The 22,295-nt window shown below is 42.7% G+C and carries 19 protein-coding genes and 1 pseudogene; 4 read left to right on the top strand and 16 right to left on the bottom strand.

The features are described 5' to 3' along the window. Positions 1 to 241: 241 nt before the first annotated feature. The 10 genes from dhaM to COP04_RS18280 form a co-directional block, all read right to left on the bottom strand. On the bottom strand, positions 242 to 628 hold the full coding sequence (gene dhaM, locus COP04_RS18325; RefSeq protein WP_100489342.1) for a dihydroxyacetone kinase phosphoryl donor subunit DhaM: 387 nt from the start codon (positions 626 to 628) through the stop codon (positions 242 to 244). 85 nt (positions 629 to 713) lie between these two features. Next, on the bottom strand, positions 714 to 1,346 hold the full coding sequence (gene dhaL / locus COP04_RS18320) for a dihydroxyacetone kinase subunit DhaL (RefSeq protein WP_100489341.1): 633 nt from the start codon (positions 1,344 to 1,346) through the stop codon (positions 714 to 716). Positions 1,347 to 1,367: 21 nt separating this feature from the next. After that, positions 1,368 to 2,369, bottom strand: coding sequence for a dihydroxyacetone kinase subunit DhaK (dhaK, locus tag COP04_RS18315; RefSeq protein ID WP_100489340.1), 1,002 nt, complete (start codon positions 2,367 to 2,369; stop codon positions 1,368 to 1,370). A gap of 35 nt (positions 2,370 to 2,404) precedes the next feature. Next, entirely contained in the window at positions 2,405 to 3,112 is a 708-nt protein-coding gene (locus tag COP04_RS18310) for an MIP/aquaporin family protein (RefSeq protein ID WP_100489339.1), read from the bottom strand. A 164-nt stretch (positions 3,113 to 3,276) separates the two neighbouring features. Then, a complete protein-coding gene (locus COP04_RS18305) occupies positions 3,277 to 5,298 on the bottom strand; it encodes a sigma 54-interacting transcriptional regulator (RefSeq protein WP_204988056.1) in 2,022 nt (673 codons plus the stop codon). Between the two features lie 1,260 nt (positions 5,299 to 6,558). Beyond that, positions 6,559 to 7,362, bottom strand: coding sequence for an ABC transporter permease subunit (locus COP04_RS18300; RefSeq protein ID WP_100489337.1), 804 nt, complete (start codon positions 7,360 to 7,362; stop codon positions 6,559 to 6,561). After that, the gene (locus COP04_RS18295; RefSeq protein WP_100489336.1) at positions 7,355 to 8,266 is read right to left on the bottom strand and encodes an ABC transporter ATP-binding protein; all 912 of its coding nucleotides are present in this window, start codon (positions 8,264 to 8,266) and stop codon (positions 7,355 to 7,357) included. Before COP04_RS18295 ends, COP04_RS18300 begins: the two co-directional genes overlap by 8 nt. A 176-nt stretch (positions 8,267 to 8,442) precedes the next feature. After that, the gene (locus COP04_RS18290; RefSeq protein ID WP_100489335.1) at positions 8,443 to 9,132 is read right to left on the bottom strand and encodes a response regulator transcription factor; all 690 of its coding nucleotides are present in this window, start codon (positions 9,130 to 9,132) and stop codon (positions 8,443 to 8,445) included. Further along, the gene (locus COP04_RS18285; protein ID WP_100489334.1) at positions 9,129 to 10,274 is read right to left on the bottom strand and encodes a sensor histidine kinase; all 1,146 of its coding nucleotides are present in this window, start codon (positions 10,272 to 10,274) and stop codon (positions 9,129 to 9,131) included. The genes COP04_RS18290 and COP04_RS18285 overlap by 4 nt, the downstream gene beginning before the upstream one ends. Before the next feature lie 93 nt (positions 10,275 to 10,367). After that, entirely contained in the window at positions 10,368 to 11,324 is a 957-nt protein-coding gene (locus tag COP04_RS18280) for a helix-turn-helix transcriptional regulator (protein ID WP_100489333.1), read from the bottom strand. A gap of 84 nt (positions 11,325 to 11,408) precedes the next feature. Here COP04_RS18280 and COP04_RS18275 point away from each other — a divergent pair, with 84 nt between their 5' ends. From COP04_RS18275 to COP04_RS18265, 3 genes are all read left to right on the top strand, one after another. After that, complete coding sequence (locus COP04_RS18275; protein ID WP_100489332.1) at positions 11,409 to 11,885, top strand: GyrI-like domain-containing protein; 477 nt, start codon at positions 11,409 to 11,411, stop codon at positions 11,883 to 11,885. A gap of 111 nt (positions 11,886 to 11,996) precedes the next feature. Beyond that, the gene (locus COP04_RS18270; RefSeq protein ID WP_100489331.1) at positions 11,997 to 14,243 is read left to right on the top strand and encodes an ATP-binding cassette domain-containing protein; all 2,247 of its coding nucleotides are present in this window, start codon (positions 11,997 to 11,999) and stop codon (positions 14,241 to 14,243) included. 470 nt (positions 14,244 to 14,713) lie between these two features. Continuing rightward, positions 14,714 to 15,652 (top strand): aldo/keto reductase, encoded by a 939-nt coding sequence (locus COP04_RS18265; RefSeq protein ID WP_100489330.1) that lies wholly within the window; start codon positions 14,714 to 14,716, stop codon positions 15,650 to 15,652. A 181-nt stretch (positions 15,653 to 15,833) separates the two neighbouring features. Here the strand turns inward: COP04_RS18265 and COP04_RS18260 are convergent. Next, positions 15,834 to 15,962 (bottom strand): annotated as a pseudogene (locus COP04_RS18260) (YdeI/OmpD-associated family protein); the annotation flags it as partial. 231 nt (positions 15,963 to 16,193) lie between these two features. On the opposite strand from COP04_RS18260, the gene mqo reads away from it, so the two are divergent. Beyond that, a complete protein-coding gene (gene mqo / locus COP04_RS18255; protein ID WP_420852771.1) occupies positions 16,194 to 17,681 on the top strand; it encodes a malate dehydrogenase (quinone) in 1,488 nt (495 codons plus the stop codon). Between the two features lie 249 nt (positions 17,682 to 17,930). Here mqo and COP04_RS18250 read toward each other — a convergent pair whose 3' ends face one another. The 5 genes from COP04_RS18250 to COP04_RS18230 are packed head-to-tail and all read right to left on the bottom strand — an operon-like array spanning position 17,931 to position 22,281. Then, positions 17,931 to 18,536 carry a peptidase C39 gene (locus tag COP04_RS18250; protein WP_100489329.1) on the bottom strand — a complete coding sequence of 202 codons (606 nt, stop codon included), beginning with the start codon at positions 18,534 to 18,536 and terminating at the stop codon, positions 17,931 to 17,933. A 9-nt stretch (positions 18,537 to 18,545) separates the two neighbouring features. Then, positions 18,546 to 19,412 carry an ABC transporter permease gene (locus COP04_RS18245; protein WP_100489328.1) on the bottom strand — a complete coding sequence of 289 codons (867 nt, stop codon included), beginning with the start codon at positions 19,410 to 19,412 and terminating at the stop codon, positions 18,546 to 18,548. A gap of 15 nt (positions 19,413 to 19,427) precedes the next feature. Beyond that, positions 19,428 to 20,375, bottom strand: a complete 948-nt coding sequence (locus COP04_RS18240) for an ABC transporter permease (protein ID WP_100489327.1) — start codon at positions 20,373 to 20,375, stop codon at positions 19,428 to 19,430. Then, positions 20,372 to 21,298: an ATP-binding cassette domain-containing protein gene (locus tag COP04_RS18235; protein ID WP_100489326.1), complete on the bottom strand. Its 927-nt coding sequence runs from the start codon at positions 21,296 to 21,298 to the stop codon at positions 20,372 to 20,374. The genes COP04_RS18240 and COP04_RS18235 overlap by 4 nt, the downstream gene beginning before the upstream one ends. Further along, positions 21,295 to 22,281 (bottom strand): ABC transporter ATP-binding protein, encoded by a 987-nt coding sequence (locus COP04_RS18230; RefSeq protein ID WP_100489325.1) that lies wholly within the window; start codon positions 22,279 to 22,281, stop codon positions 21,295 to 21,297. The genes COP04_RS18235 and COP04_RS18230 overlap by 4 nt, the downstream gene beginning before the upstream one ends. Positions 22,282 to 22,295: the final 14 nt, after the last annotated feature.

Genomic DNA, 22,295 nt, shown 5'->3' with positions numbered 1-22,295 from the left:
AAAGAATGAATTGAGGCTGTTAACTTTCTGGTACAGCCTCGTTATAATAAGGCCATGAAACTGTAGGATAAGCTGGGGCGAAAAGAATCCGTGACTGATAAAATGCTTTTTACTTGAGTATATAGAGCAACAACCTCCGCTTCTTCGTTAAGCGGAGGTCAATCGAACAGATTCTGTTCACTGCGTGCGCATGATCTTCGGTTCATTCTAAAAATCGATGATCAAATTTTAAGTGGATCAATCAAGGCATTTTTCCAAGTTTCATAGTAGCGATGTCTGCTTTTATTTCGTCAATGTTTTTATTTAAGCCACTGTCAACAATTGCGGTGATGGCGCCTTCGACGAATGCTGAATCAACAATTTCTACTTTGCTGCTGTCCTCTTCCAGAAAATCTAATGCCATCTGTGCATTCATATAGGCACTGCCCATATCAAAGAAAACCAAAACGCCGTCATTGGAGTAAACGTCATGAATTGCTTTACTGATTTTTGTAATATCTGTACCGAGTCGGTCATCATCGGTTCCTCCGGCAAGAGCAACAGGGACATCTTTCGACATCTGAGAAGCGAGTTCTTGAATTCCTTCAACAATTTTTCGGCTATGCGAAACCAATACAATTCCAACCATCTCAACAAATACCTTCCCTTCTTATTTCAAGACTGCAACATTAGCTTCAGAACGAATTAACCTGAAAAAGCGTTTAAGCATTCTATCAAGATGCGGCAAAAAAATCGGAGACAGCGCCAAGAATGAGTGCAGTCGACGCTGCTCCCGGATCTTGATGGCCAATGCTTCGTTCTCCGAGATAGCTGGCTCTGCCTTTTTTAGCGACTAATGCTTCGGTATCTTCCGCGCCCTTTGCTGCAGCTGCTTTGACCGCCTTGAGCACTTCTTGAGCGCTCTTTTCTTGCTTCTCAACTTCTGCGCCGGCTTCATAGGCGGGGATAAGCGCATCGAGCATCGTTTTTTCACCTGCATCTGATTTGCCTCGCATTTTAATGCCTTCGACGGAAGCTTTGAGAATGCTGAGATAATCGCTTGCGCTGACTTCCGTTTTATCTTTAAGCACCATGGACGCTTTTAGAAAAGCTGTGCCGAAAAGCGGCCCGGATGCTCCGCCCACATGAGCGACTAAATCCATACCACATTTCTTGAAAAGGTCGGCGACGGTTTCGAAGCCGCCCTCGCTAAGAGTCTTCTTGACAAAAGAGAATCCGCGGCTCATGTTAATTCCGTGGTCGCCGTCGCCAATGGCTCCGTCTAATTCCGTCAAATGCTGTTTGTTTTCTTCAATAATGTCTGCCGCAAGATTCAAAGCGCCGACAACTTGATTAAGATTTGCCATAAGTCAACCATCCTTTTTTGTTTAATGTTTAATAATTTTGAGCGCAGGTGTGTCAGCCGAATCGTCGAGAAGTGACTTTAATTCATCGTCCAGTTTCAGGACGGTAAGCGACATGCCTGCCATTTCCAGGGAGGTCATAAATTCACCGACAAACGTTTGGTGAATGTGCACACCGAGTGTTTTCAAAAGATCATGGAATTTATTATTTACGATGTAGAGTTCCATCAGCGGCGTTGCGCCCATGCCGTTCACGATAACTGCAACTTCATCGCCTTTTTTGAACGGGGTGTCAGCCTGGATTTGGTCAAAAAGTTCTTTGGTTATTTCATCAGCTGTTTTGATTTTTTCACGGTGCGTGCCCGGTTCACCGTGAATACCAGTGCCGATTTCTACTTCATCTTCAGCTAAAGTAAAGTTTGGTTTCCCGGCTGACGGGACGGTACATGGACTGAGTGCCATTCCCATACTGCGAATGTGTGTGATTGCTTTTTCAGCGACTGCTTTGACCTTTTGTAAATTCCAACCCCGTTCTGCAGCTGCTCCGGCAATTTTATGAACGAGAACAGTTCCAGCAATCCCTCGTCTTCCCGTAGTAAAGGTACTGTCTTCCACAGCCACATCATCATTGACAATCACTGAATCGATCTCAATGCCTTCCATTTCGGCCATTTCTTTTGCCATGTCAAAGTTCATGACGTCACCGCTGTAATTTTTGACAACGAGCAGTACGCCTCTGCCTCTGTCAACGGCTTTGATTGCCTCGTAGATCTGATCGGGTGTAGGTGACGTAAAGATATCGCCGGCAACCGCGGCATCCAGCATGCCCGTGCCGATATAGCCGGCATGCGTCGGTTCATGGCCGCTTCCGCCGCCGCTGATCACGGCAACTTTTTGGTTATCTAAATTTTGACGAACAAGTACATTTGTATGTTCGAGCCTTTTTAAATAATCTGGATATGCTTTGGTCATACCCGACAACATTTCATTAAGACTATTTTCCGGTTGATTGATCAGTTTTTTCATGATGATGCCTCCCTGATAGGATGAAATGGTTTAATTCAGTGAAAAAGAAGGACATAGGCAAACGCACCGCAAATTCCGCCAAGGATCGGGCCGACAACGGGAATCCAGGCATAGGCCCAATCCGAGCCTCCTTTCCCAGGAATGGGAAGAAGTGCATGAGCAATTCTCGGAGCTAAATCCCGCGCCGGATTAATCGCATACCCGGTCGTTCCGCCAAGTGAAAGACCGATGGCAAAGATGAGAATACCGATTGCCAGTCCCATGAGTCCCGGAGCCATTTTTTGCGAAACGATGCCTACAATTCCAAATAAAAGAACAAAAGTATTGATAAACTCGCCGAAGAAATTAAAGAATTTGCTGCGAATCGCAGGTCCGGTGGAGAAAACCCCAAGCTTAGTTGCCGGATCAGTTGTTGCCTCAAAATGCTTGTAGAAGTGGAGGAAGAGAACCACTGCAGCAAGGAAAGCACCAATAAACTGTGCAGTCATATATGCTGCAGCGCTGCTCCAAGGAAACTTGCCAATACAAGCGAGTCCCAGAGTAACTGCCGGATTAAAATGGGCGCCGCTGACGCTGCCGAAAATCCAAACGGGAATAGCAACGGCAAAGGCCCATCCGGCTGTGATCACAATCCAGCCTGAATTCTCTGCTTTAGATTTTTTCAAAATGACATTGGCCACCGCACCATCCCCCAAAAGTACCATAATAAACGTGCCGGCCAGTTCTCCTAAAAACGCTTCCATTTTTTGCCCCCTTATTTTCTTGCTAATTTTAAAGAAGCATTTTTGATGCCAATTCTTTAGGAAGGCAAAAACAGTGTTGTATTAACGTTTACCAAATACTTACATGGTAAAAATGCGCAAGGGAAATTTTTGCTTTGGTACTATTTATCAACCTGCTCCACCGGTTAGTTGATAAGGTTATATTTTCTTGCTTTTGCAGCAACGGTTTTATGATTTAAATGTAGTGCTTTTCCGGCAGCGTTGCAGCTCCCATATTTCTCCAAAGCTTTTTTAATAATTTCTTTTTCATAATCTTCCATAGGCAGTATGCGATCGGATGAAAGCAGCCCGAAATGCTGAATATGCTGTGAGCTCAATTTTTTACCGCGAATATACGTTGGAAGATCCTCGGCTTCAATGTAATCGTTATCGATCAAAGTGAACAAACGTTCAAATAGATTTTCGATTTCCCGTACATTTCCGGGCCATGCATAGGCTAGCAGGGATTCCATAGCATCATTTGAAATACCAAGAATTGGGCGATCGCGATTTTCTTGAAATCGATTCATGAAATGTTCGACGAGAAGGGCAATGTCCTGTTTTCTTTCGCGGAGCGGCGGAAGAAAAATAGGAATGACATTCAACCGATAGTAAAGATCCTCACGAAACTCACCTTTCTTTACCATTTCTTCTAAATCACGATTGGTCGCAGCAATAATACGGATATCCAGTTTCTCAACGGTTTCGCTGCCGACGCGCTGAATCTCTTTTTCCTGTAAAACGCGCAAGATTTTTGCCTGCATATGAATATTCAATTCACCAATTTCATCAAGAAAAATCGTGCCATGCTGAGCCAGTTCAAATTTACCAAGTCTTCGCGAGACGGCTCCAGTAAACGATCCTTTTTCATGACCGAACAATTCGCTCTCAAATAGATTTTCCGGAATCGAGGCGCAATTGACTCGGATGAACGGTCCTTTACGATAGGCGCTGGCATAGTGAACGCCCTTTGCGATCATTTCCTTACCTGTGCCGCTTTCGCCGCGAATCAAGATCGTGGCTTTCGAACGGGCGGCCTTGAGAGCAATGGACAGAGCATCGATAATTTTGCCGCTTTTGCCAATAAAATTGCTGAAGATCTTTTCCGGATTTCGCGATCGGATCAGTTCCTCTTCAAGATACTCGGCGCGTGATGTGACCTGATTCAACTTTTCAGTCAGCTGCTGAATTTCACGAAAATCTTTCACGATCGATATGGCACCAACCTGCTCGCCATCAACAATAATCGGACTGACATTTGAGATAATCATGACGTCGTCGTTTTTCTTTATAATTTTGTTCTTAACACCGTGACCGGTCTTTAGTACAGTCTGTCTGATCCCGTGCGGTGAAAGTTCACTGATATTTTTGTCGATAACATCGGGCTTGTTGAGTTTTTGTATTTTTAAATAGGCGTCATTGACGTAATTAACTAAGCCGTTCTTATCCATGACACAGATTCCGTCTTGAACATATTTTAAGATTAATTGAAGGCGTTCTTTTAATTCTTTAACCTCTTTCAATTCGCCTTTTACTTTTTCTAATCGGGATATGTTCTGAAGAATGGTAATCGTTCCACGCGTTTGCCCATCGATGACAAGCGGTCGACGGGTGATTAAAAGAATCTGGTTATTAATGACCTTGCGAATCATCGTTTCAGGTGCATCATCTTTAAGCGCTAAATCGGGTAAGGGGAGCAATGTGGTGAACGGTTCGCCAATGACTTGATCGCTTGTTATTTGAAACAAACGTTCAGCAAACGAGTTAAATAGAATCACGCGATTGGCTTGATCGGTGACGATAATGCCATTCGCAATGTTATGGAAAATTTTTTCTGTCGTGATCATATTTTCGTTTAAGATCGTATCAATATCATTAATCGTCTGGTTGTTTAAATCTTCGAATCCGCTTTCAAAAAATTGATTGAATTCATTCAGAGCTTGTTCTTCATGCATTCCTGTCGCCATGAGCGTCAATCGATCTTTATCTCTAATCTTTAAGTTAACAAGTGGCATCAGATTTGTTGCAGGCACACGCCTGTTACGAAAAACAATGAATAGACGAACTTGATACTTATCCTGGATTCTGTCTGCCATGTTGACAACAGCGGCAGCCGTACGCGTATGTAATCCCTTTGCAAAATTTAATTCAATTTCGTGACTTCTCAAGATCATCACTCCTCATGTTCCATTTTGGACACGCTTCCACAGGTTTTATAGTTTATTTAAAAAAAGCTACTTGAATTACTTTGAACCGCTTGCTTTTTATCGAGCAGAAGGTGAGAGAAGATTTTTAGAAGAGTGATTGATTTGCAGAATATTTAATTAGGGCTCGCAGAACCAATCATCTTATTGACATTGACATATAATCCGCATAGATGCTGCCTGTAATTTTACTGTGACGAGCTAACGGATCGCTTGTATCCAAAAAATCCACCGTATTTCTTTCTTCCATTAAGTCTTTATCTAATTGCGTGATAATTGTCAACTACGGAATAGTCTATTTCATTAATTATAGAGCAGTAAAGAATTTTTTTGTCATGAAATCTCATGAAATTTATGCTTGAATAAAAGAATGGATACACGAGTAACCTTGCTACAGTAGCGGTTCTTGATTCGAGTGCTGCTGTTATTTTATTTTTTATCTTTATAATGGGCGGTAGCTATATCGGTGCCTCCAGGGGGTCGATTACTGTGATGATATTTGCTATCACGGGAAAGACACCTTTTCTGATTGGTAGTGTTTCGGTCAAATTCACTGTATCAAAAAGAGTGGTGTCTTTCTATTTAATCAAGAACCTTAGTTCATGAGCTTTGCGACTTGTAAGGTTATGCAATCACCTTGATTTTTGAACTGCAAAACAAGTATGTGATCACGTTGTTACCCAAAAGAAGAGAAGCATAGCGGCTATTATTGCGACGGGTGTGATAATTCGACTTTTCATTAAAATCACCAATTTTCAGTCTTATTTTTCTCTCAATAAAGTTACTCATAATAAAAAAAGTCTTAACTAACTTGTTGAGACTTTTTTAGGTGAACTATTTTACCTATTCGGCCAGCCGGGTGAGTAATTTATGTTTGTAGATGTTTTACCCACTTGATGTCTCATCGCAGAATCACGGAAAACCTTGCGAACAACCATTGACGCCCGTATTAAGTGGTACCAGAGATGTATCTGAAATATTCATCAAGGCTATATATAGTAAAAGACCGTACCACCTATATCATAAGCAGGGACGATGGGGATGTTCAAGAAAATTTTCAACGATTAAGGAGCTCTTTAAATTTCAAAAGCTCAAATGGTATGCATATCAGTGCATACATAAAGATACAAATATCTTGCTTCATTTGCTTCATATTTGTGTCCATTGCGAAAGGCCTTGTCTCGTATGCATGGACAAGGCCTTTCGTCACGTCGGCTTTCAGGTTTACTTTACATCCTGTTTTTTAAACAGCCCTATTCCCGCTAGAATGGCGGCAACACTCCACCCAAGTGCGACGAGTATTCCATGAGTGATATCTCCGGATGCGGGTGAGATGGTTGCGAGTGTTGTTATATTGCCCATAAGCCAATACTTTCCTAAATCAACAGTAGGGCCCAAAAGCGAGCTGGTTGCGCTGAGCAATAAAGATACCAATACAACACATATAACATTGACTGCGATCGCTCCACCGTTGGAACGCATAGACATAGAAGTGAAGACAAAAATTGTAGTAAAGGAAAGCACTAGGAGTGCTTGTGTCAGTAGCATAGCGAGTATTCCCAAGAAGGTTGCGGCTTTTTGCGGATCAAATCCCCATACCATCGTTCCTGTTATAAGCGTTGCCAGCGTATACACACCGAGCATGACAAGAGAAGCGATACTGCAAACTATGAATTTAGAAAAAATGACCTTGATTCGGTCCGCTCCGCGTGAGAGCGTATTCTTCATCGTTCCATAGATAAATTCACTTGATACGAATATAGCTGTGAATACACCCATAATGAGAATGTGCGGAGTGTTGCCCAAAACTGACATAAGATTCCCCATCATAAAGATACCACTGACATGAGGAATAAGCGGAACCAACGGGTCAAGGTCATGGTCATGTCCCGACAGTTGGGCGGCTGCCAGTTGTTTTTGCATGTAAAAAACCATCATAGCACCGAATATGACGCAAAGAGCGGTGCAAATCCAAAAAGCTCTGCTCTTTTTCAATTTATAAAAATCTGATTTTAAAATGTTAAGCACGTTTTTTCCCTCCCATCAGACTCATAAAATAGTCCTCTAAGCTTTCACCCTCCGGTATCAACGCATTTACGGTAATCCCGGCGTTGACGAGCTGTGTATTGATATGGCCGGCATCTTCGAGATGGCCTTTCAGTCGGATCGCATTTTCAGGCGTTTGCTCACACAGCGCGTCCGCAAACATATGGCTTATGATCTCTTTTGTTTGCCGAGGGTCATTTGCATATATCAGCAGGTTTTTGCCGCAACGGGTACTCAATTCATCTGCTTGAAATTCGTCTACCATTTTTCCGTTGCTGATAATTCCGTAACGGGTGGCGATCTTCTCCAATTCACCGAGGATGTGACTTGAAATCAGTATCGTCATATCACGATCTTCGTTCAGATGCAGAAACAAGTCACGGACTTCCTTTATACCCATGGGGTCAAGGCCGTTTGTCGGCTCATCGAGTACGAGTAGTTCCGGGTCACCTAAAAGCGACAGAGCAATCATCAGCCGCTGTTTCATACCGAGGGAGAAATTTTTTGCTTTTTTCTTGCCCGTCCTGCTAAGTCCGACTGTATCCAGCAACTTTTCCGATACCTTTTCATCCTTAATGCCGAGCAGCAAACGCTGTGCTTCCATGTTTTCCATTGCCGTCATGGACGGATACAGCGCCGGGTTTTCAATTGTACAGCCCATCCTATGTCGTTGAGAAACGAGGTCATGGCTTCCGAATAATATAATTTCACCGCTGGTAGCCTTTGCCAGGCCGCAGGCCATACGCATAAGCGTTGTTTTTCCGGCTCCATTTTCTCCGATGAAGCCGTAGATGTCACCTTTTTTTACACCGAGAGACACGTGGTCAACAGCTATTTTGCCACCGAAGCTCTTGGATACCTCTTTTGTTTGAAGTAAATAATCCATACGTATAACCACCTTTCTTTAAGATGTTTCAAGTATAAGTCCGCTACTGAAAATCCTAATAAAACGAGGTTAAACCGTTCATAAACTTTTTATAAACTGGACAATGAGCAGAGTGAAAACAAAAAACGCAGCTTTTGGCAGTTCACGCTGCCCAAAGTTGCGTTTTTCCGTATTGTTTATACCTTGAACCGGTAGCCCGCTCCCCAAACAGTTTGGATATACTTTGGATTTGCGGGGTCATGCTCTATTTTTTCACGCAGACGGTTGATATGAACGGCTACTGTAGCATTGTCACCGAGCGCGTTAAACCCCCAAATCCGCTCATACAGCGTTTCTTTACTAAACACCATATCTATGTTTGTAACGAGAAACAGCAGCAATTCGTACTCCTTATTTTTGACTTCAATTTCCCTCTCCTGGACAAACACACGTCGGGAACCTGTCTGAATACAAATATCACCGGCGCGTATTTCACTCATATTTCTGTGTCCGGTCTTTTTTAGCCGCTCGTATTGAGAGAGATTCGCCTTGACGTGAGCAATCAGAACATTGGGCGAAAAAGGCTTTGTGATATAATCGTCCGCGCCCAGTCCAAGCCCCTTAATCATGTCAATATCCTCTTGTTTGGCCGTCACTATGATAATAGGAATATCCAGCGTTTCCCGCAATGTGCGGCATACCGAAAAGCCGTCTGTTCCCGGCAACATGAGGTCAAGCAATATCAGGTTGTATTGTTCGGCTAACGCCTCTTGAATACCCTCATCTCCTGTTTGTGCTATTTTGACTTCAAAATCATTGACGGCAAGGTAATCTCTTTCAATCATGGCGATTTGAGGGTCATCTTCAACAATCAAAATTTTTTTCATCGCGCGTTCCTCATCTCCGGGATTTCTATTACCATACACAAGCCGCCTTCCTTGCGATTTTTGGCATAAATCGTGCCGTTCATCCTTTCTACCGCTTTGGCAACAATGGCAAGCCCCAATCCGCTTCCCTGACGGGGATTACTCCTTGAAAAATCGCCGCGATAGAATACATCAAAAAGGTTGGGAAGTGAATCTTCCGGGACACCCGGCCCGTCATCTTCAAACACGATATGGATTACACCGTTTTTCGCCGCACAATGAATGGATGTGTTAGCAGCATCTTTATTTTTGTATTTGGCGCTGTTGTCTAAGATGTTGGCAAAAACGCTCCGAAGTTGTGCTGGGTCAGCGTAGATATATTTGTTGGCAAACGCAAACATGTCGCCTGCATGAACCATCAGCCCTTTGGCTTTATATTCCTCCTTGGAAGCAGTCACAAAATCAGAAAGTTCTCGCCCAATGTCCAATTTTTCCGGTGACATCGGGTAGTTGCCCATATCCATTTTTGAATACCAAAGCAATTGTGACACCATACTGTTAATGTCATCTGTTTTTTGTTTGATAATCTCCAAATACTCCCGCTGTGATGTAGGTGTCGTAGCCACACCGTCAAGTAAACCTTCCACGAATGCTTTAATGGAAGTCAAAGGTGAACGTAGATCGTGTGAAATGCTGGACAGCAGTTCTTTCCGATTCCTCTCGTTTTTTTGGACTTCCTCGATGGAATCTTTCAGTCGCGCAGCCATATTGTTGAAGCCCTCACAAACTGGCTTGAATTCGTCATTTTGCTGATAAGTGAGCCGATAATCCAGATTGCCGTCACTCACCTGGTGAACGCCATCCGACAGCATTTCCAGAGGTTGTTCAATTTTTTTAAACACAAACTTTGTCAGAAAGCGATTGGTAAAGTACATTACGGTGACGAAACCGACCAAAACCAAAAAAGCAAGCAACGCGATGAGGGCATTCATAGATGCGTCCCGGACTTCATGTGCATCAATTCCAACTTGGTTCAGGTTTGGCGTTTCTTGAAACATCATTCTAAAAATCATGGCGCAGATTGAAAAGACAACAATTGTAACGACACTTGGAATGATAATCATCATTATATTTGATATAAAAAGCCGCTTTTTAATTGTCATGTTGTTCACTCCTCATGCCTTGTTTATTTACAATAATACAAGGTGCTAAACTGCTGACAAATTAGTGTTAAATTTTTTATAAATTATTTGATCTCACCACTTGGCTACCTTTTTTCGAATCACGTTTCGCAGTTCATTTGGCATCTTCACAACTTCTAACTCGTCCCCTAAAAACAACAGCCACTCAGCGTAAGAAGCCAAGCGTTCCGGATTGTGCGCCTCAACAAAATCTGAAAATCTTGCTGTTTGTTGAAAAGCGTCTAAATAGTGCAAACTAAGCGCTGGCAGGTGCATTTGTTTGAATTTGCTTATTGCTGACTTGCCTAACTTGACGATTAAATTAGGTTCAGGGCGGCTAAGCTTTAATAGCGCAGCGAGTTGTTTTTGCGGCATTGATGCCTGATCATCTAAACGCGCAGCTTGAATACGGTCAACTCGAAATGTCCGCTGCTCTCGGCGCAAAAAATCAAAAGTTACTGCGTACCAATTTGCATTGCGATTGAAAAAATTTAACAGGTACACGTGTCGCGTCATCTGCCCATCGTGCGGCTTTTGGTAATCAAATATGAGATAGCGACTCCTTAGTGCGAGTTCGAGTACCGTTTTAAGCATTGGTGTGGCAAAATCGGTCAGTTCCAGCAAGTCGGCATTATTGGGGTTGGTGTTTGCAAATTGCAGCAAGTGCTTTAACTCAATTAATTCGTCTTGTTGCCCGGTTGAGGCAATGGCCAATAGTTTTTCACTTAACGTTTTACGATTTTGTAAATAGGGCAGTTGTTGATTAGCTGTTCCTAAAAAAGCGATAAATAATGCTTTGAGCTCATCGTTTGTAAATTGCACAGCCGGCAGTAATTGATTTGGCATGATCGAATAACCACCATCACGGCCAACTTCTGTCACGAGTGGCATTCCTAATGCTTCAATATCGTGCACATCACGAATCGCCGTCGAGCGCGAAATGGCAAACTCACGCATCAATTCGCTGATCGTAAAGAATTGCCGGTTATTCATGTAACGCATCATTGTATTTAAACGTTCAGTTCTTTTCATTTTTTAATTTCCTTTTAAAAGGTATCATTTTTTGACATGATTAAGTTTTACACTAAGTATATCAAACTAAAGGAGATAACAAACATGTCAGCTTACGAAATTCAAACAAAAGAAGCATTCACTGTTTTAGGTTATGGTACAAGGCTGCCAGGCGACTACGCACAAATCCCTGCTGCTAAAGCGGCTTGGTGGCAGACGGTAATCAATGACGGTCGCTGGGATCAGTTAAAAAATTTGGCGGATAACGACTTAGAATTTGCAGTCAATGAAGCCGTTAATAATGAGATGTGGTATTACTCCGGTGTTCAAAGTAACGCTGAGCTGCCCGATGGCAAAGATTCCCGCGCGATTCAATTCCCCGCCGGTGAATATCTGGTCATTGCCGGTTCAGCCGACAATGAAGGACAATTATTTGGTCAATTAGAAGGTGCTGCCTTTGGTGAAGTCTTGAGTAACGTGACTGATTTTGCTTATGTTGGCGGTCCAAACACATCGGTGAAAACGAGCGAAATCGATGGCAAAGTAAGCGGTGAGATTTGGATTCCGGTCGTTAGAAAGTAGGCTAAAACGCTTAGTGTCGTGTCCCTTATTTATGGACTTTAGTCCTGACTTGGCGTTTTAGCTTCCCGCAGCTTTTGGGTCGTCCATAAAAATAATTCACTGGAGGTCTCCATGGCCAATAATCAATTTATTGAAATTGTTAATGATCGTGAAAATAATCTCAAAAGTGTGAGCTTAAAGATTCCGAAAAACAAGCTAACCGTGTTCACCGGGGTTTCGGGGTCCGGTAAATCGTCGATTGTCTTTGACACGATTGCCCAGGAAGCCGGTCGGCAGTGGAACAGTACCTATAACAGCTTTGTTCGTACGTTTTTACCACACTATAAGCGGCCCGATGTTGATGACATTCACAATCTTTCGACTGCCATTATTATTGACCAGAAACCGCTTGGCGGTAACGCCCGTTCTACTTTAGGCACAATTAGTGATATTAACCCCCTCTTCCGCCTGTTATTCTCGCGTTTCGGTCAGCCGCATTACGGTGGCGGCAGCAACGCATTTTCATTTAACGATCCGGCGGGGATGTGTCCTAAGTGCCAGGGGATTGGGCGAAGTTATGTTTTAAAGCTGGATAAGGCCGTTGATCGCGAAAAATCAATTGCACAAGGGGCAATCCAATTGCCTGGCTACTCAAAGGGATCGTTTTATCTCCAAGTGATATTGAATTCGGGGTTGTTTGATAACGAGAAACCCATTAAAGATTTTAATGAAGCCGAAATGGATCTATTTCTGAATGGCGAGGAAAAAATCACTGTCGATTTTAATGGCGTAAAACGCAAGATCAATTATGAGGGGATTGCGAAGCAGTTCTTTCGTCTCAACATTAAGGCCAATAAAGAAATGACCGCAGCAAATAAGAAAAAAATTGAAAGTTTTACAGAAATGGCAGCTTGCGATATGTGCCATGGCCAGCGATATAATCAACAAGTTTTGGATTCAAAAATCAACGGCTTAAATGTTTTTGAACTCACCAATATGCAACTGGATGAATTAGATCATACCTTAGATCAATTTGACGACGAGCGCATGGCGCCGATCATTGCTGATATTAAAAAGCGTATTGGCGATTTGATTGAAATTGGGTTGGACTATTTAAACTTAACGCGTGAGACGACAACACTTTCGGGTGGTGAATCGCAGCGAGTCAAAACGGTTAAATATTTGTCAAATAGTTTAACTGACTTAATTTACATTTTGGATGAACCAAGTACCGGGCTTCATCCAAGAGATGTTCATCGACTGAATGATTTACTATTGAAACTACGTGACAAAGGAAACACCGTTATTGTGGTGGAGCATGATCCCGATGTGATTAAAATCGCGGATTTCGTGGTGGATGTTGGTCCTAACGCTGGGATTCATGGCGGTGAAATTATGTTCACTGGCACCTTTCCAGAATTATTAAAATCGGATACGTTGACTGGTAAATACTTAACGCACAGATTGCCATTTAATGATACCCCGCGGCAACCCAAACAATTTATGAGCAGTCAGCCAAGCTCCTTACACAACTTGAAAAACATCAGTTTGACGGTTCCGGTTGGTTTATTTACAGTCATTACAGGCGTTGCTGGCTCTGGTAAGAGTACGTTAGTGGAACAGGTCTTTGCGAAACAATTTCCGGAAGCCGTCAGGATCAGTCAAAGTGCCCTGCACGCAAATAATCGGTCTAATTCCGCCACCTATACAGGCATTATGGATGAGATTCGCAAGTTGTTTGCTCAGCACAATCAGGTTAGTGAGGGATTGTTTAGTTACAACTCGACGGGTGCTTGTCCGAAATGCGGTGGTAAAGGTGTGATTGAATTAAATTTGGCTTTCATGGATAATTCCGAAGTTGAATGTTCGCTGTGTCATGGTACTCGTTATGATCCTAAAGTTCTTTCCCACAAGCTAAAGGGCAGAAATATTGTTGAGATTATGGATATGACGATTGAAGAAGCCTTTGACTTTTTCAATGATTCAAAAATTAGTTCCAAATTAGCTAATGTTCAAAATGTTGGTTTGGGTTATCTATCGTTAGGACAACCACTTGACACCCTTTCTGGTGGTGAAAGTCAGCGCCTGAAGATTGCAAAAGAATTGGACAAAAAGGGGAATATTTATATCCTTGATGAGCCAACAACTGGGTTACACACTTCTGACATTGAAAACATCATTCGTATTATTAATGATCTGGCAGGTAAAGGGAATACGGTTCTCGTGATTGAACATAATACTGACGTTATGCGCAGCGCAGATTGGATTATTGATATTGGTCCGGACGGCGGTTCTCGTGGCGGTGAGATTATTTATGAAGGGCCCGTAGAAGAGATTTCAAGTGCCAGCCGATCAGTTACTGCACAGTATCTTTTTTAAAATGATGATTTTGAATAGATTTGTATTTTTGTAAAAATACGTGGTAAGAGTTGGACTTGCTGCCATTCATCTTTGAACAGATCTCAGAACTTTTCAGTACATCCGTTATCAATACACTTGTCTACGCGAGATATATTGCGATTGTCAAATATTTAAAAACAAAGAATTAGCAGTGATAAAGTGAAAAAGATATTAAAGTACTGACATGATCCGAACCCCAAAAGTTGGACAGTCTTATTAAGCCACTTGTTCGGTGGTCGAAACCCGATATTCAATCGGGTTTCGACCACCCTGAGAGTTTCTTGTGTATAAAACAGGTTAGGAAGAATTCCAAAAGACGGGTGATCTCTTCATGTTCGTGGCATGAAAGCTCCTTGATTAATGTACCTATGGATCAAGCACAAAAACGGATTTTTATCAGTTGCTGTGATATATTCATAGGGATGAAGTATTATTGAGGGGGCATATTGATGGATAGGATTAAAGTCGGAAAAAGCCAGGTCGAGACAACATCACTTGGACTAGGCACAAACAAAGTCGGCGGACACAATTTGTTTCCCAATTTATCGGAGTCAGACGGCCTGGAGACGGTTCGTGCTGCTCTTGAATCGGGAATTCAATTGCTCGATACGGCCTTTATGTATGGAAAAGGGCGCTCCGAGGAATTAATCGGCGAGGTTATTGCCGATTTTCCGAGGGATCAAGTGATCATTGCCGACAAAGCCGCTCATGACTTCTCAAGCGGTGAAATGGTACTGAATAATGAACCGCAATTTCTGAAAAAATCGGTGGATGATGCGCTCCAACGATTGAAAACAGATTATATCGATATTTTCTATATTCATTTTCCCGATGAAAAGACGCCAAAAAGTGAGGCAGTCGGCGCTCTTCAGGAACTGCGAGAGGCAGGGAAAATACGGGCGATTGGTATTTCCAACTTCACGCTTGAGCAGGTTAAGGAAGCGAATCGGGATGGTTATGTTGATGTTGTCGAGAATTACTACAGCCTGATTCACCGCGATGAGGAAGAAAAGTTATTTCCGTATTTGAGAGACGCGCACATTTCTTTTGTACCGTACTTCCCGCTTGAGTCAGGTTTGCTTACCGGCAAGTACACAAAGGATTCGACTTTTGCTGAAAATGATCCGCGCAGCAAAAATGAGAAATTCACGGGCAAATCGTTCCAAAGCACGATGGAGGCGGTTGATACGCTCCGTCCGATTGCACGCCGGCATCATGTTGACGTGCTCCAGATCGTGCTGGCGTGGTATTTGGCCAATCCTGATTTGACCGCAGTGATTCCCGGCGCCCGTAATGCCGGTCAGGTTCCGGGAATTGTGCAGTCATCTGAAGTCAACCTCTCAAAGGACGAATACGATCTCATCGACCGAAATTTCTTGGCTTTGTGATCGTGTTTTTCTTGAAACGATACCGGAGATCAAAAAAGAGTGCCTGAGTGGCACTCTTTTTTCTTAAGGTGATATCATACTGAATGGAAAAAGCCGGTTCCTGTGATGCGCCGCAGCACACAGCGTTCATTCTGTTGAAAATATAATAATCCGTTCTGGATGTATTTTCTCATCGAATAGATTAATCATTTAATCCCTTTCCACTAAGGATTTCCGGCATGTACTTTTCAACCCTTGACTCTCGGGTTTTGGATTGTTTGGGTTGGGAAAAATAAAGCAGGTAGGCTCTTTGACGTCCAGGCGTCAAACATTGCTGATCTTTGTCATATTCATTTTTGTTGACAAGTATGTCCCGTTCAAAGTTCAGCTCACACGTTACTTTGATGATGAAGTCTGAATTTATATTTGTGCCTAGCCCTTGTGGTAGCTATTTGAACGGATAAATCATTATAATAGACTTTGATAAGATAATTATTGAGTCAGAAAAAATGTGCTCCTAGGCAGCGCCTGCTCTTTTGCGTAAATAAAGGGGATGACGAAGATGACAGTGGGCCGTATTCAGAAAAAAACAGACGTTATTTTAATTGGTGCCGGAATCATGAGTGCGACTTTAGGGTCATTGATGAAAGCGCTATCACCTGAATGGGAAATCAAAGTGTTTGAGAAACTCGCCAACGCGGGGGAAGAAAGCTCGAACGAATGGAATAATGCCGGTACGGGCCATTCTGCACTGTGCGAATTGAACTATACATCCGAAAAACCGGACGGGTCGATAGATATTAGTAAAGCTGTGAAAATTAATGAACAGTTTCAGCTTTCCAGACAGTTTTGGTCCTATCTTGTAAACAGCAATCTGATTCGTCACCCGCAGGACTTTATCAGGCCAATACCTCATATGAGTTTAGCTGAAGGGGAGAAAAATGTAACCTTTTTGAAAAACCGTTTTGAAACGCTGTCAAGAAATCTGTTGTTTAAAGGGATGGAATTTTCCAATGATCCGGAAAAACTGAAGGAATGGATTCCGCTGATCATGGAGGGCCGCACATTGAATGAACCGATAGCAGCCACAAAGATCGACTCTGGAACGGATGTCAACTTTGGCGCTTTAACACGCATGTTGTTTGACCATTTAAAGCATAAAAATGTCGAGATAAACTACAGGCATCTCATTAAAGATATTAAACGGACCGACGGCGGCTCGTGGGAAGTGAAGGCGTACGATAGCGACAGCGGTAAAATTGAATACCATACGGCGAAATTCGTCTTTATTGGCGGTGGGGGCGGAAGTCTGCCGTTACTGCAAAAAACCGGTATTCCTGAGTCCAAACATATTGGCGGATTCCCGGTAAGCGGGCTGTTTATGGTGTGTGACAATCCGGAAATTGCACGGCAGCATCATGCCAAAGTATACGGTAAAGCGAAAATTGGTGCTCCTCCAATGTCTGTTCCGCATCTTGATACAAGATATATCGCGGGCAAAAAAACATTGCTGTTTGGACCGTTTGCCGGTTTCTCACCAAAGTTTTTAAAAACAGGTTCGAACTTTGATTTAATAGGTTCCGTGAAACCGAATAATGTCTTCACGATGCTCTCGGCCGGCGTCAAAGAGATGGCGTTGACAAAATACCTGATCCAGCAAGTGATGTTATCGAGTGAGAAACGTATGGAAGAATTACGCGAGTTTATTCCGAATGCCAAAAGCGAGGATTGGCATATAGTAGTCGCGGGTCAACGTGTGCAAGTGATCAAAGATACGGATGCCGGCGGCAGGGGAACACTTCAATTCGGTACGGAAGTGGTTACGGCTGCTGATGGCTCGATCGCTGCGTTGCTCGGTGCGTCTCCGGGTGCTTCTACCGCCGTTCACGTGATGCTTGAGGTATTGGGAAAATGCTTCCCGCAGCAGATGAGCGAGTGGGAACCGAAGATAAAAGAAATGATTCCTTCTTACGGTGTACCGCTAGTGGAAAACCCGGAGCTTTTCCAAAAAATTCATTCGTCAACAGCGCGGACGCTCGGTCTAAGCTAGAAAGAATCATCTAAGAGATTGAAAGGGCAATGATTACGTCACCACTGTGGCACTCTCGGTTTGAGTCTCACTTTGATGAATCTATTTCTCAAACTAAATTGGATGCTTCTTTCGGGAATCTGAATAAAAGATGGATAAATGAACTTATTAAAAAACCTTCTCCTATAGAGAAGGTTTTTTATCACATGAAAATTAGTGCAATTGCCGAACCGCGTTCCTGTACGATTCGCTAAATTTTGTAAATTGTTTTCATCTGAAAGCCACCTTGTCACGCGCATAAAACACGACGGCTTCCCTTTGATCTTTTTTGCCAAATGCATATACTTTTTGGTTATCCTCTTCTTCAAAAAAACTGAACGGTACTTTGCGGTTATATTCATAGGGAAATCCGTCAAGCAGAACGATCCCGTCTGTATACTTTAAATCTTCATCCAGATAAGGGTCAAATAAATAAAGATATTTATTCTTCGTGTCTACTTTCGTTGCCAGCACATAATGCGCCCCACCGTAGTTCAATCTGAAAATGGCTGCACCGTCGTTTTTGATGGCGTCAATGATCTCACTGCTTTCTCCCAAATGTACACGTTCACCTGCATAATAAGTTCCGTGAATGGGAAGCCCCTTTATTGGTCCGTTATAATTTAACCATTCGACGATAAACTTCATCGATGCTTTCGATGTGCCGCTCTTGCCGACTTCACCATCCGAATTATATGTATCCAGTGAATAAGCCGTAATCGCTTTGATTACGTCAGGCGGAATCAATTCTCGCGGGAAAAGATATTTAACGGCATTTAATAGCGTTACTGTACCGCAGTCATACTCAGACATCTGATAATAGAGCGGAGTCTTCACGCGATCACCTCACTTAAAATGATTGTTTGGATCAAAGCTGTCCCTTAACGCGTCACCGATGAAGTTGATGGCAAGCACCAGTAAAATGATCACAATTCCCGGCGGAAGCCAAAGCCATAGTTTTTCAGTCAGGATGGTCAGATTCTCTGCTCCATTTAACATATTGCCCAGACTGGCCGTCGGCGGCTGAATGCCCATTCCCAGAAAGCTCAGCGCTGCCTCATCGAGTATGGAGTAGGCCATAACAGATGTAGCATAGATTAAGACTGGTGCTATGGCATTGGGCAGTATTTCAGAAGAGAGAATGTATGTCTTTGGCAATCCCGCCAGCTCATCTGCTTTAATAAAATTTGTTTCCCGAATAGAGAGAACACTGCCGCGTACCAATCGCGCAATACCTGGCCAGTCGACAAATCCGAGAATGAGAATAATGGAAAGCAAACCGGGTTTGAAGATCGCAGCAGCTACAAGCAATAATAGAATATAAGGGAAGGACATGACCATATCCGTCAGTCCCATTAATGCAACATCGATCTTTCCTCCAAAAAAGCCTGCCACAAGTCCAATAACAATCCCAATAACCGAAGAAATAATGGTTACAGACAACCCAACAAACAGAGAGATTCTCATCCCGGCAATGAGTCTGCTTAGAACGTCTCTTCCAATCTCATCCGTTCCCAGCAAGTGCTGCATTGACGGAGGGGAAGAAAAAGGGCCCGTAATATCATTAGGATGATATGGAAAAATCGTGAGGCCAAAAATTGCAACTATTGAAAAAATAGCGATAATAATCACACTGGCGAAAGCCAGTTTATGTTTCCAGAAAACATGAGAGCGAGTGTGCTTTTGATTTTCTTTTTGAATAATTTCTTCCATTTTTACCCTCTAAAGTTATTTGAAAGTTATTGTCGGATCGACCGCAGCATAAAGAATATCAGTCAGCAAATTTGTTATGAGCACCACAACAGCCGTTAACAGGCAGACCGCCATAATGACAGGGTAATCTTCATTCAGAACCGCAGTCATGGTCAACAGTCCCAACCCAGGCCAGGAGAAGATCTGCTCAATAATGACTGTTCCGCCGAATAATGAAGGAATCTGCATACCGATAATCGTGATGATTGGGACCAGTGCGTTTTTGAATGCGTGCTTATTAATGACCAGAAACCTGCCAATACCTTTCGCCCTGGCAGTTACTAGATAGTCTTTTTGCAGTATCTCCAGCATGGCGGAACGAATATAGCGAACGTTGCTTCCGACTGTCGCCACGACTAATACACTGACAGGCAATAGCATATGACTGACGACGTTTCCAATACTTGCACTTTCGTCAAACTCATTCATTCCACTGGAGGGAAGCAAACCCAGCTTAACGGTAAAGAGATAAATCAAAAATAAAGCTAAAAAGAAGCTTGGAATACTTGTTCCGACAAAGGAGGTCGTGACAATTGCATAATCTTTCTTTGAGTATTGGTGCGTCGCGCTGTAAATGGCAATCGGGATTGAGAAGGCAATGCTGATGAATAGAGCACTTCCCATTAATAACAGCGTGGGTCCAACATGGCTGGATATTAAATTCGAAACAGGCTGATAGCTTTTATATGAATAGCCGAAATTCCCATGGAGCACTTGATTTAGCCAAACGAAATACTGGATATAAAAGGGTTTATTCAATCCGTATTCTATTTCCTTCGCATTCAGAGCTGCCTGAGAAACCTTTGGCCCATGTATCATTTCCAACGGATTACCCGCATAGCTCATAAAAAGATAATCAATAATCGTAATACCAATGAGAATCGGAATGGCTAATAGAATTTTTTTTATAACATATTTTCTCATTGCCCTTTTCCCTTCAGAATTGAAGATTTCACATAATGAGCCGTCCGCAGATCAATAAGCTGGAGCGGTGATTCGTCATCCGGGTCCCAAAGACAACGATCGTTTTCTTCCACTTTCATCGATTTAATTAAGGGGTTAGCAATAGGAATGGCTTCCTTTAAAATCTTTGTATACGGATGAACGGGATGCTTAAATAGCTCAACTGATTCAGCGATTTCGACAATTCTGCCTTTGGTCATCACGGCGATTCGATCGCTTACATAACTCACTGCCCCAAGCCCGTGACCAATAAAAAGCATTGAAATATTCAGCTCTTCTCTTATTTCTTTAAGTAAATTCAGTATCTGAGCCTGAATAGAAACATCAAGTGCGGAAACAGGTTCATCGCATACCAATAGTTCGGGTTTAAGCGACAAGGCGCGCGCAATACCGATTCTCTGCCGCTGTCCTCCCGAAAACTCATGGGGATATTTGTCTATTGAATTTCTGGAGAGTCCGACAATATCGAGCAGATGGTCGATATAGACAGCCACATCGCGCTTTGAAGTTATACGGTTAACTAAAATTGGTTTTGCCAGTATATCAAAGACATTTCTTCTGGGATTTAAAGAAGAGTAAGAATCCTGAAAGATCATCTGGATCTTCACTCTGTTCGTTTTTTTATCTTTCGGCTTGAAAGTCATAATATCCCTGCCGTGAAACTGAATAGTCCCTGATGTAGGTTTCTCCAATCCGACAATTTGTTTGCCAATTGTCGTCTTCCCGCTGCCTGACTCGCCCACTAATCCTAATATTTCCCCTTGTTTGATATCAAAGGACACATCATTCACAGCATGTACTACAGCCTTAGTAAAAAACGAAGCGGACTGAACCTTATATACCTTATTCAGCTTATTGATTTTCAACAATATATGGTTATTCATCGCTGTTCACCACTCGGTAATTGTTCAGCATGCTGGCAGCGTACACTTGTTTCCTGAAGTTTTTTTAATGACTGGACATTCTGCGTGCATGTTAATTGTCTAAAAGCACATCTTTCGGCAAAGCGGCATCCCTTTATCTGATAATAATTTTCCGGAACGACTCCTTTTATTGGCTCAATCTTCTTAGACTTTGAAAGCCCGACATCTGGAATCGACTGAAGCAGAGCTTTTGTATAAGGATGTTTGGGGCAGAAGAAAATGTCATTCACTTTTGCCTCTTCAATGATTTGCCCCGCATACATCACCGCCACTCGATCCGCCATTTGTGCCACGAGACCCATATCATGAGTAATTAATATCAGGGCCATATTCATTTTTTTCTTAAGCCGATCGAGAAGATTCATTATTTCAGCCTGAATGGTGACATCCAGTGCTGTCGTTGGTTCGTCTGCAATCAGGACCTTGGGATTACATGCCAGGGCAATGGCAATCAGCACTCTTTGCCTTTGTCCTCCAGACAATTCATGCGGATATTTTTTCAAGATCAGCTCTTGATCAGAAAGACCTACTTTATTCAGTAGGTCAATCATTTTTTCATTTCTCTCTTTGCCAGAAATTTTAAGATGGGCATCAATGATCTCTTCAATTTGGTTTCTGATTGTAAACACAGGATTCAGGCTGGTCAATGCATCTTGAAAAATCATGCTGATCCGGCTTCCGCGGATTTTATCCAGCTGACGGTCCGTAAGATTTTGTATTTCCTGATTCTCAAATCTTATCGACCCGGAAGTAATCCTGCCATTATTTTTTAATAATCCCAATACAGAAAGCATAGTCAGGCTCTTTCCAGACCCGGATTCTCCCACAAGGCACAATGTTTCTCCACTGTCTACATGCAGACTGACATCATGGACGAGAATCCGGTCTTCTGAATGAACCGTATATGTGGTATCAAGATGGTTTATCTCAAGCAAATGATCCATCAATGCTCATTCCC

This window comes from Sporolactobacillus pectinivorans (assembly GCF_002802965.1).
Taxonomy (GTDB): Bacteria; Bacillota; Bacilli; order Bacillales; family Sporolactobacillaceae; genus Sporolactobacillus; species Sporolactobacillus pectinivorans.
This window is presented reverse-complemented; position numbering and strand designations above follow the sequence as displayed.

What these genes read in the sequence shown, in the direction of transcription:
- dhaM (WP_100489342.1), bottom strand. Translation starts at nt 628, where the DNA reads ATGGTTGGAATTGTATTGGTTTCGCATAGCCGAAAAATTGTTGAAGGA.
- dhaL (WP_100489341.1), bottom strand. Translation starts at nt 1,346, where the DNA reads ATGGCAAATCTTAATCAAGTTGTCGGCGCTTTGAATCTTGCGGCAGAC.
- dhaK (WP_100489340.1), bottom strand. Translation starts at nt 2,369, where the DNA reads ATGAAAAAACTGATCAATCAACCGGAAAATAGTCTTAATGAAATGTTG.
- COP04_RS18310 (WP_100489339.1), bottom strand. Translation starts at nt 3,112, where the DNA reads ATGGAAGCGTTTTTAGGAGAACTGGCCGGCACGTTTATTATGGTACTT.
- COP04_RS18295 (WP_100489336.1), bottom strand. Translation starts at nt 8,266, where the DNA reads ATGGATTATTTACTTCAAACAAAAGAGGTATCCAAGAGCTTCGGTGGC.
- COP04_RS18290 (WP_100489335.1), bottom strand. Translation starts at nt 9,132, where the DNA reads ATGAAAAAAATTTTGATTGTTGAAGATGACCCTCAAATCGCCATGATT.
- COP04_RS18285 (WP_100489334.1), bottom strand. Translation starts at nt 10,274, where the DNA reads ATGACAATTAAAAAGCGGCTTTTTATATCAAATATAATGATGATTATC.
- COP04_RS18280 (WP_100489333.1), bottom strand. Translation starts at nt 11,324, where the DNA reads ATGAAAAGAACTGAACGTTTAAATACAATGATGCGTTACATGAATAAC.
- COP04_RS18275 (WP_100489332.1), top strand. Translation starts at nt 11,409, where the DNA reads ATGTCAGCTTACGAAATTCAAACAAAAGAAGCATTCACTGTTTTAGGT.
- COP04_RS18270 (WP_100489331.1), top strand. Translation starts at nt 11,997, where the DNA reads ATGGCCAATAATCAATTTATTGAAATTGTTAATGATCGTGAAAATAAT.
- COP04_RS18265 (WP_100489330.1), top strand. Translation starts at nt 14,714, where the DNA reads ATGGATAGGATTAAAGTCGGAAAAAGCCAGGTCGAGACAACATCACTT.
- mqo (WP_420852771.1), top strand. Translation starts at nt 16,194, where the DNA reads ATGACAGTGGGCCGTATTCAGAAAAAAACAGACGTTATTTTAATTGGT.
- COP04_RS18245 (WP_100489328.1), bottom strand. Translation starts at nt 19,412, where the DNA reads ATGGAAGAAATTATTCAAAAAGAAAATCAAAAGCACACTCGCTCTCAT.
- COP04_RS18240 (WP_100489327.1), bottom strand. Translation starts at nt 20,375, where the DNA reads ATGAGAAAATATGTTATAAAAAAAATTCTATTAGCCATTCCGATTCTC.
- COP04_RS18235 (WP_100489326.1), bottom strand. Translation starts at nt 21,298, where the DNA reads ATGAATAACCATATATTGTTGAAAATCAATAAGCTGAATAAGGTATAT.
- COP04_RS18230 (WP_100489325.1), bottom strand. Translation starts at nt 22,281, where the DNA reads ATGGATCATTTGCTTGAGATAAACCATCTTGATACCACATATACGGTT.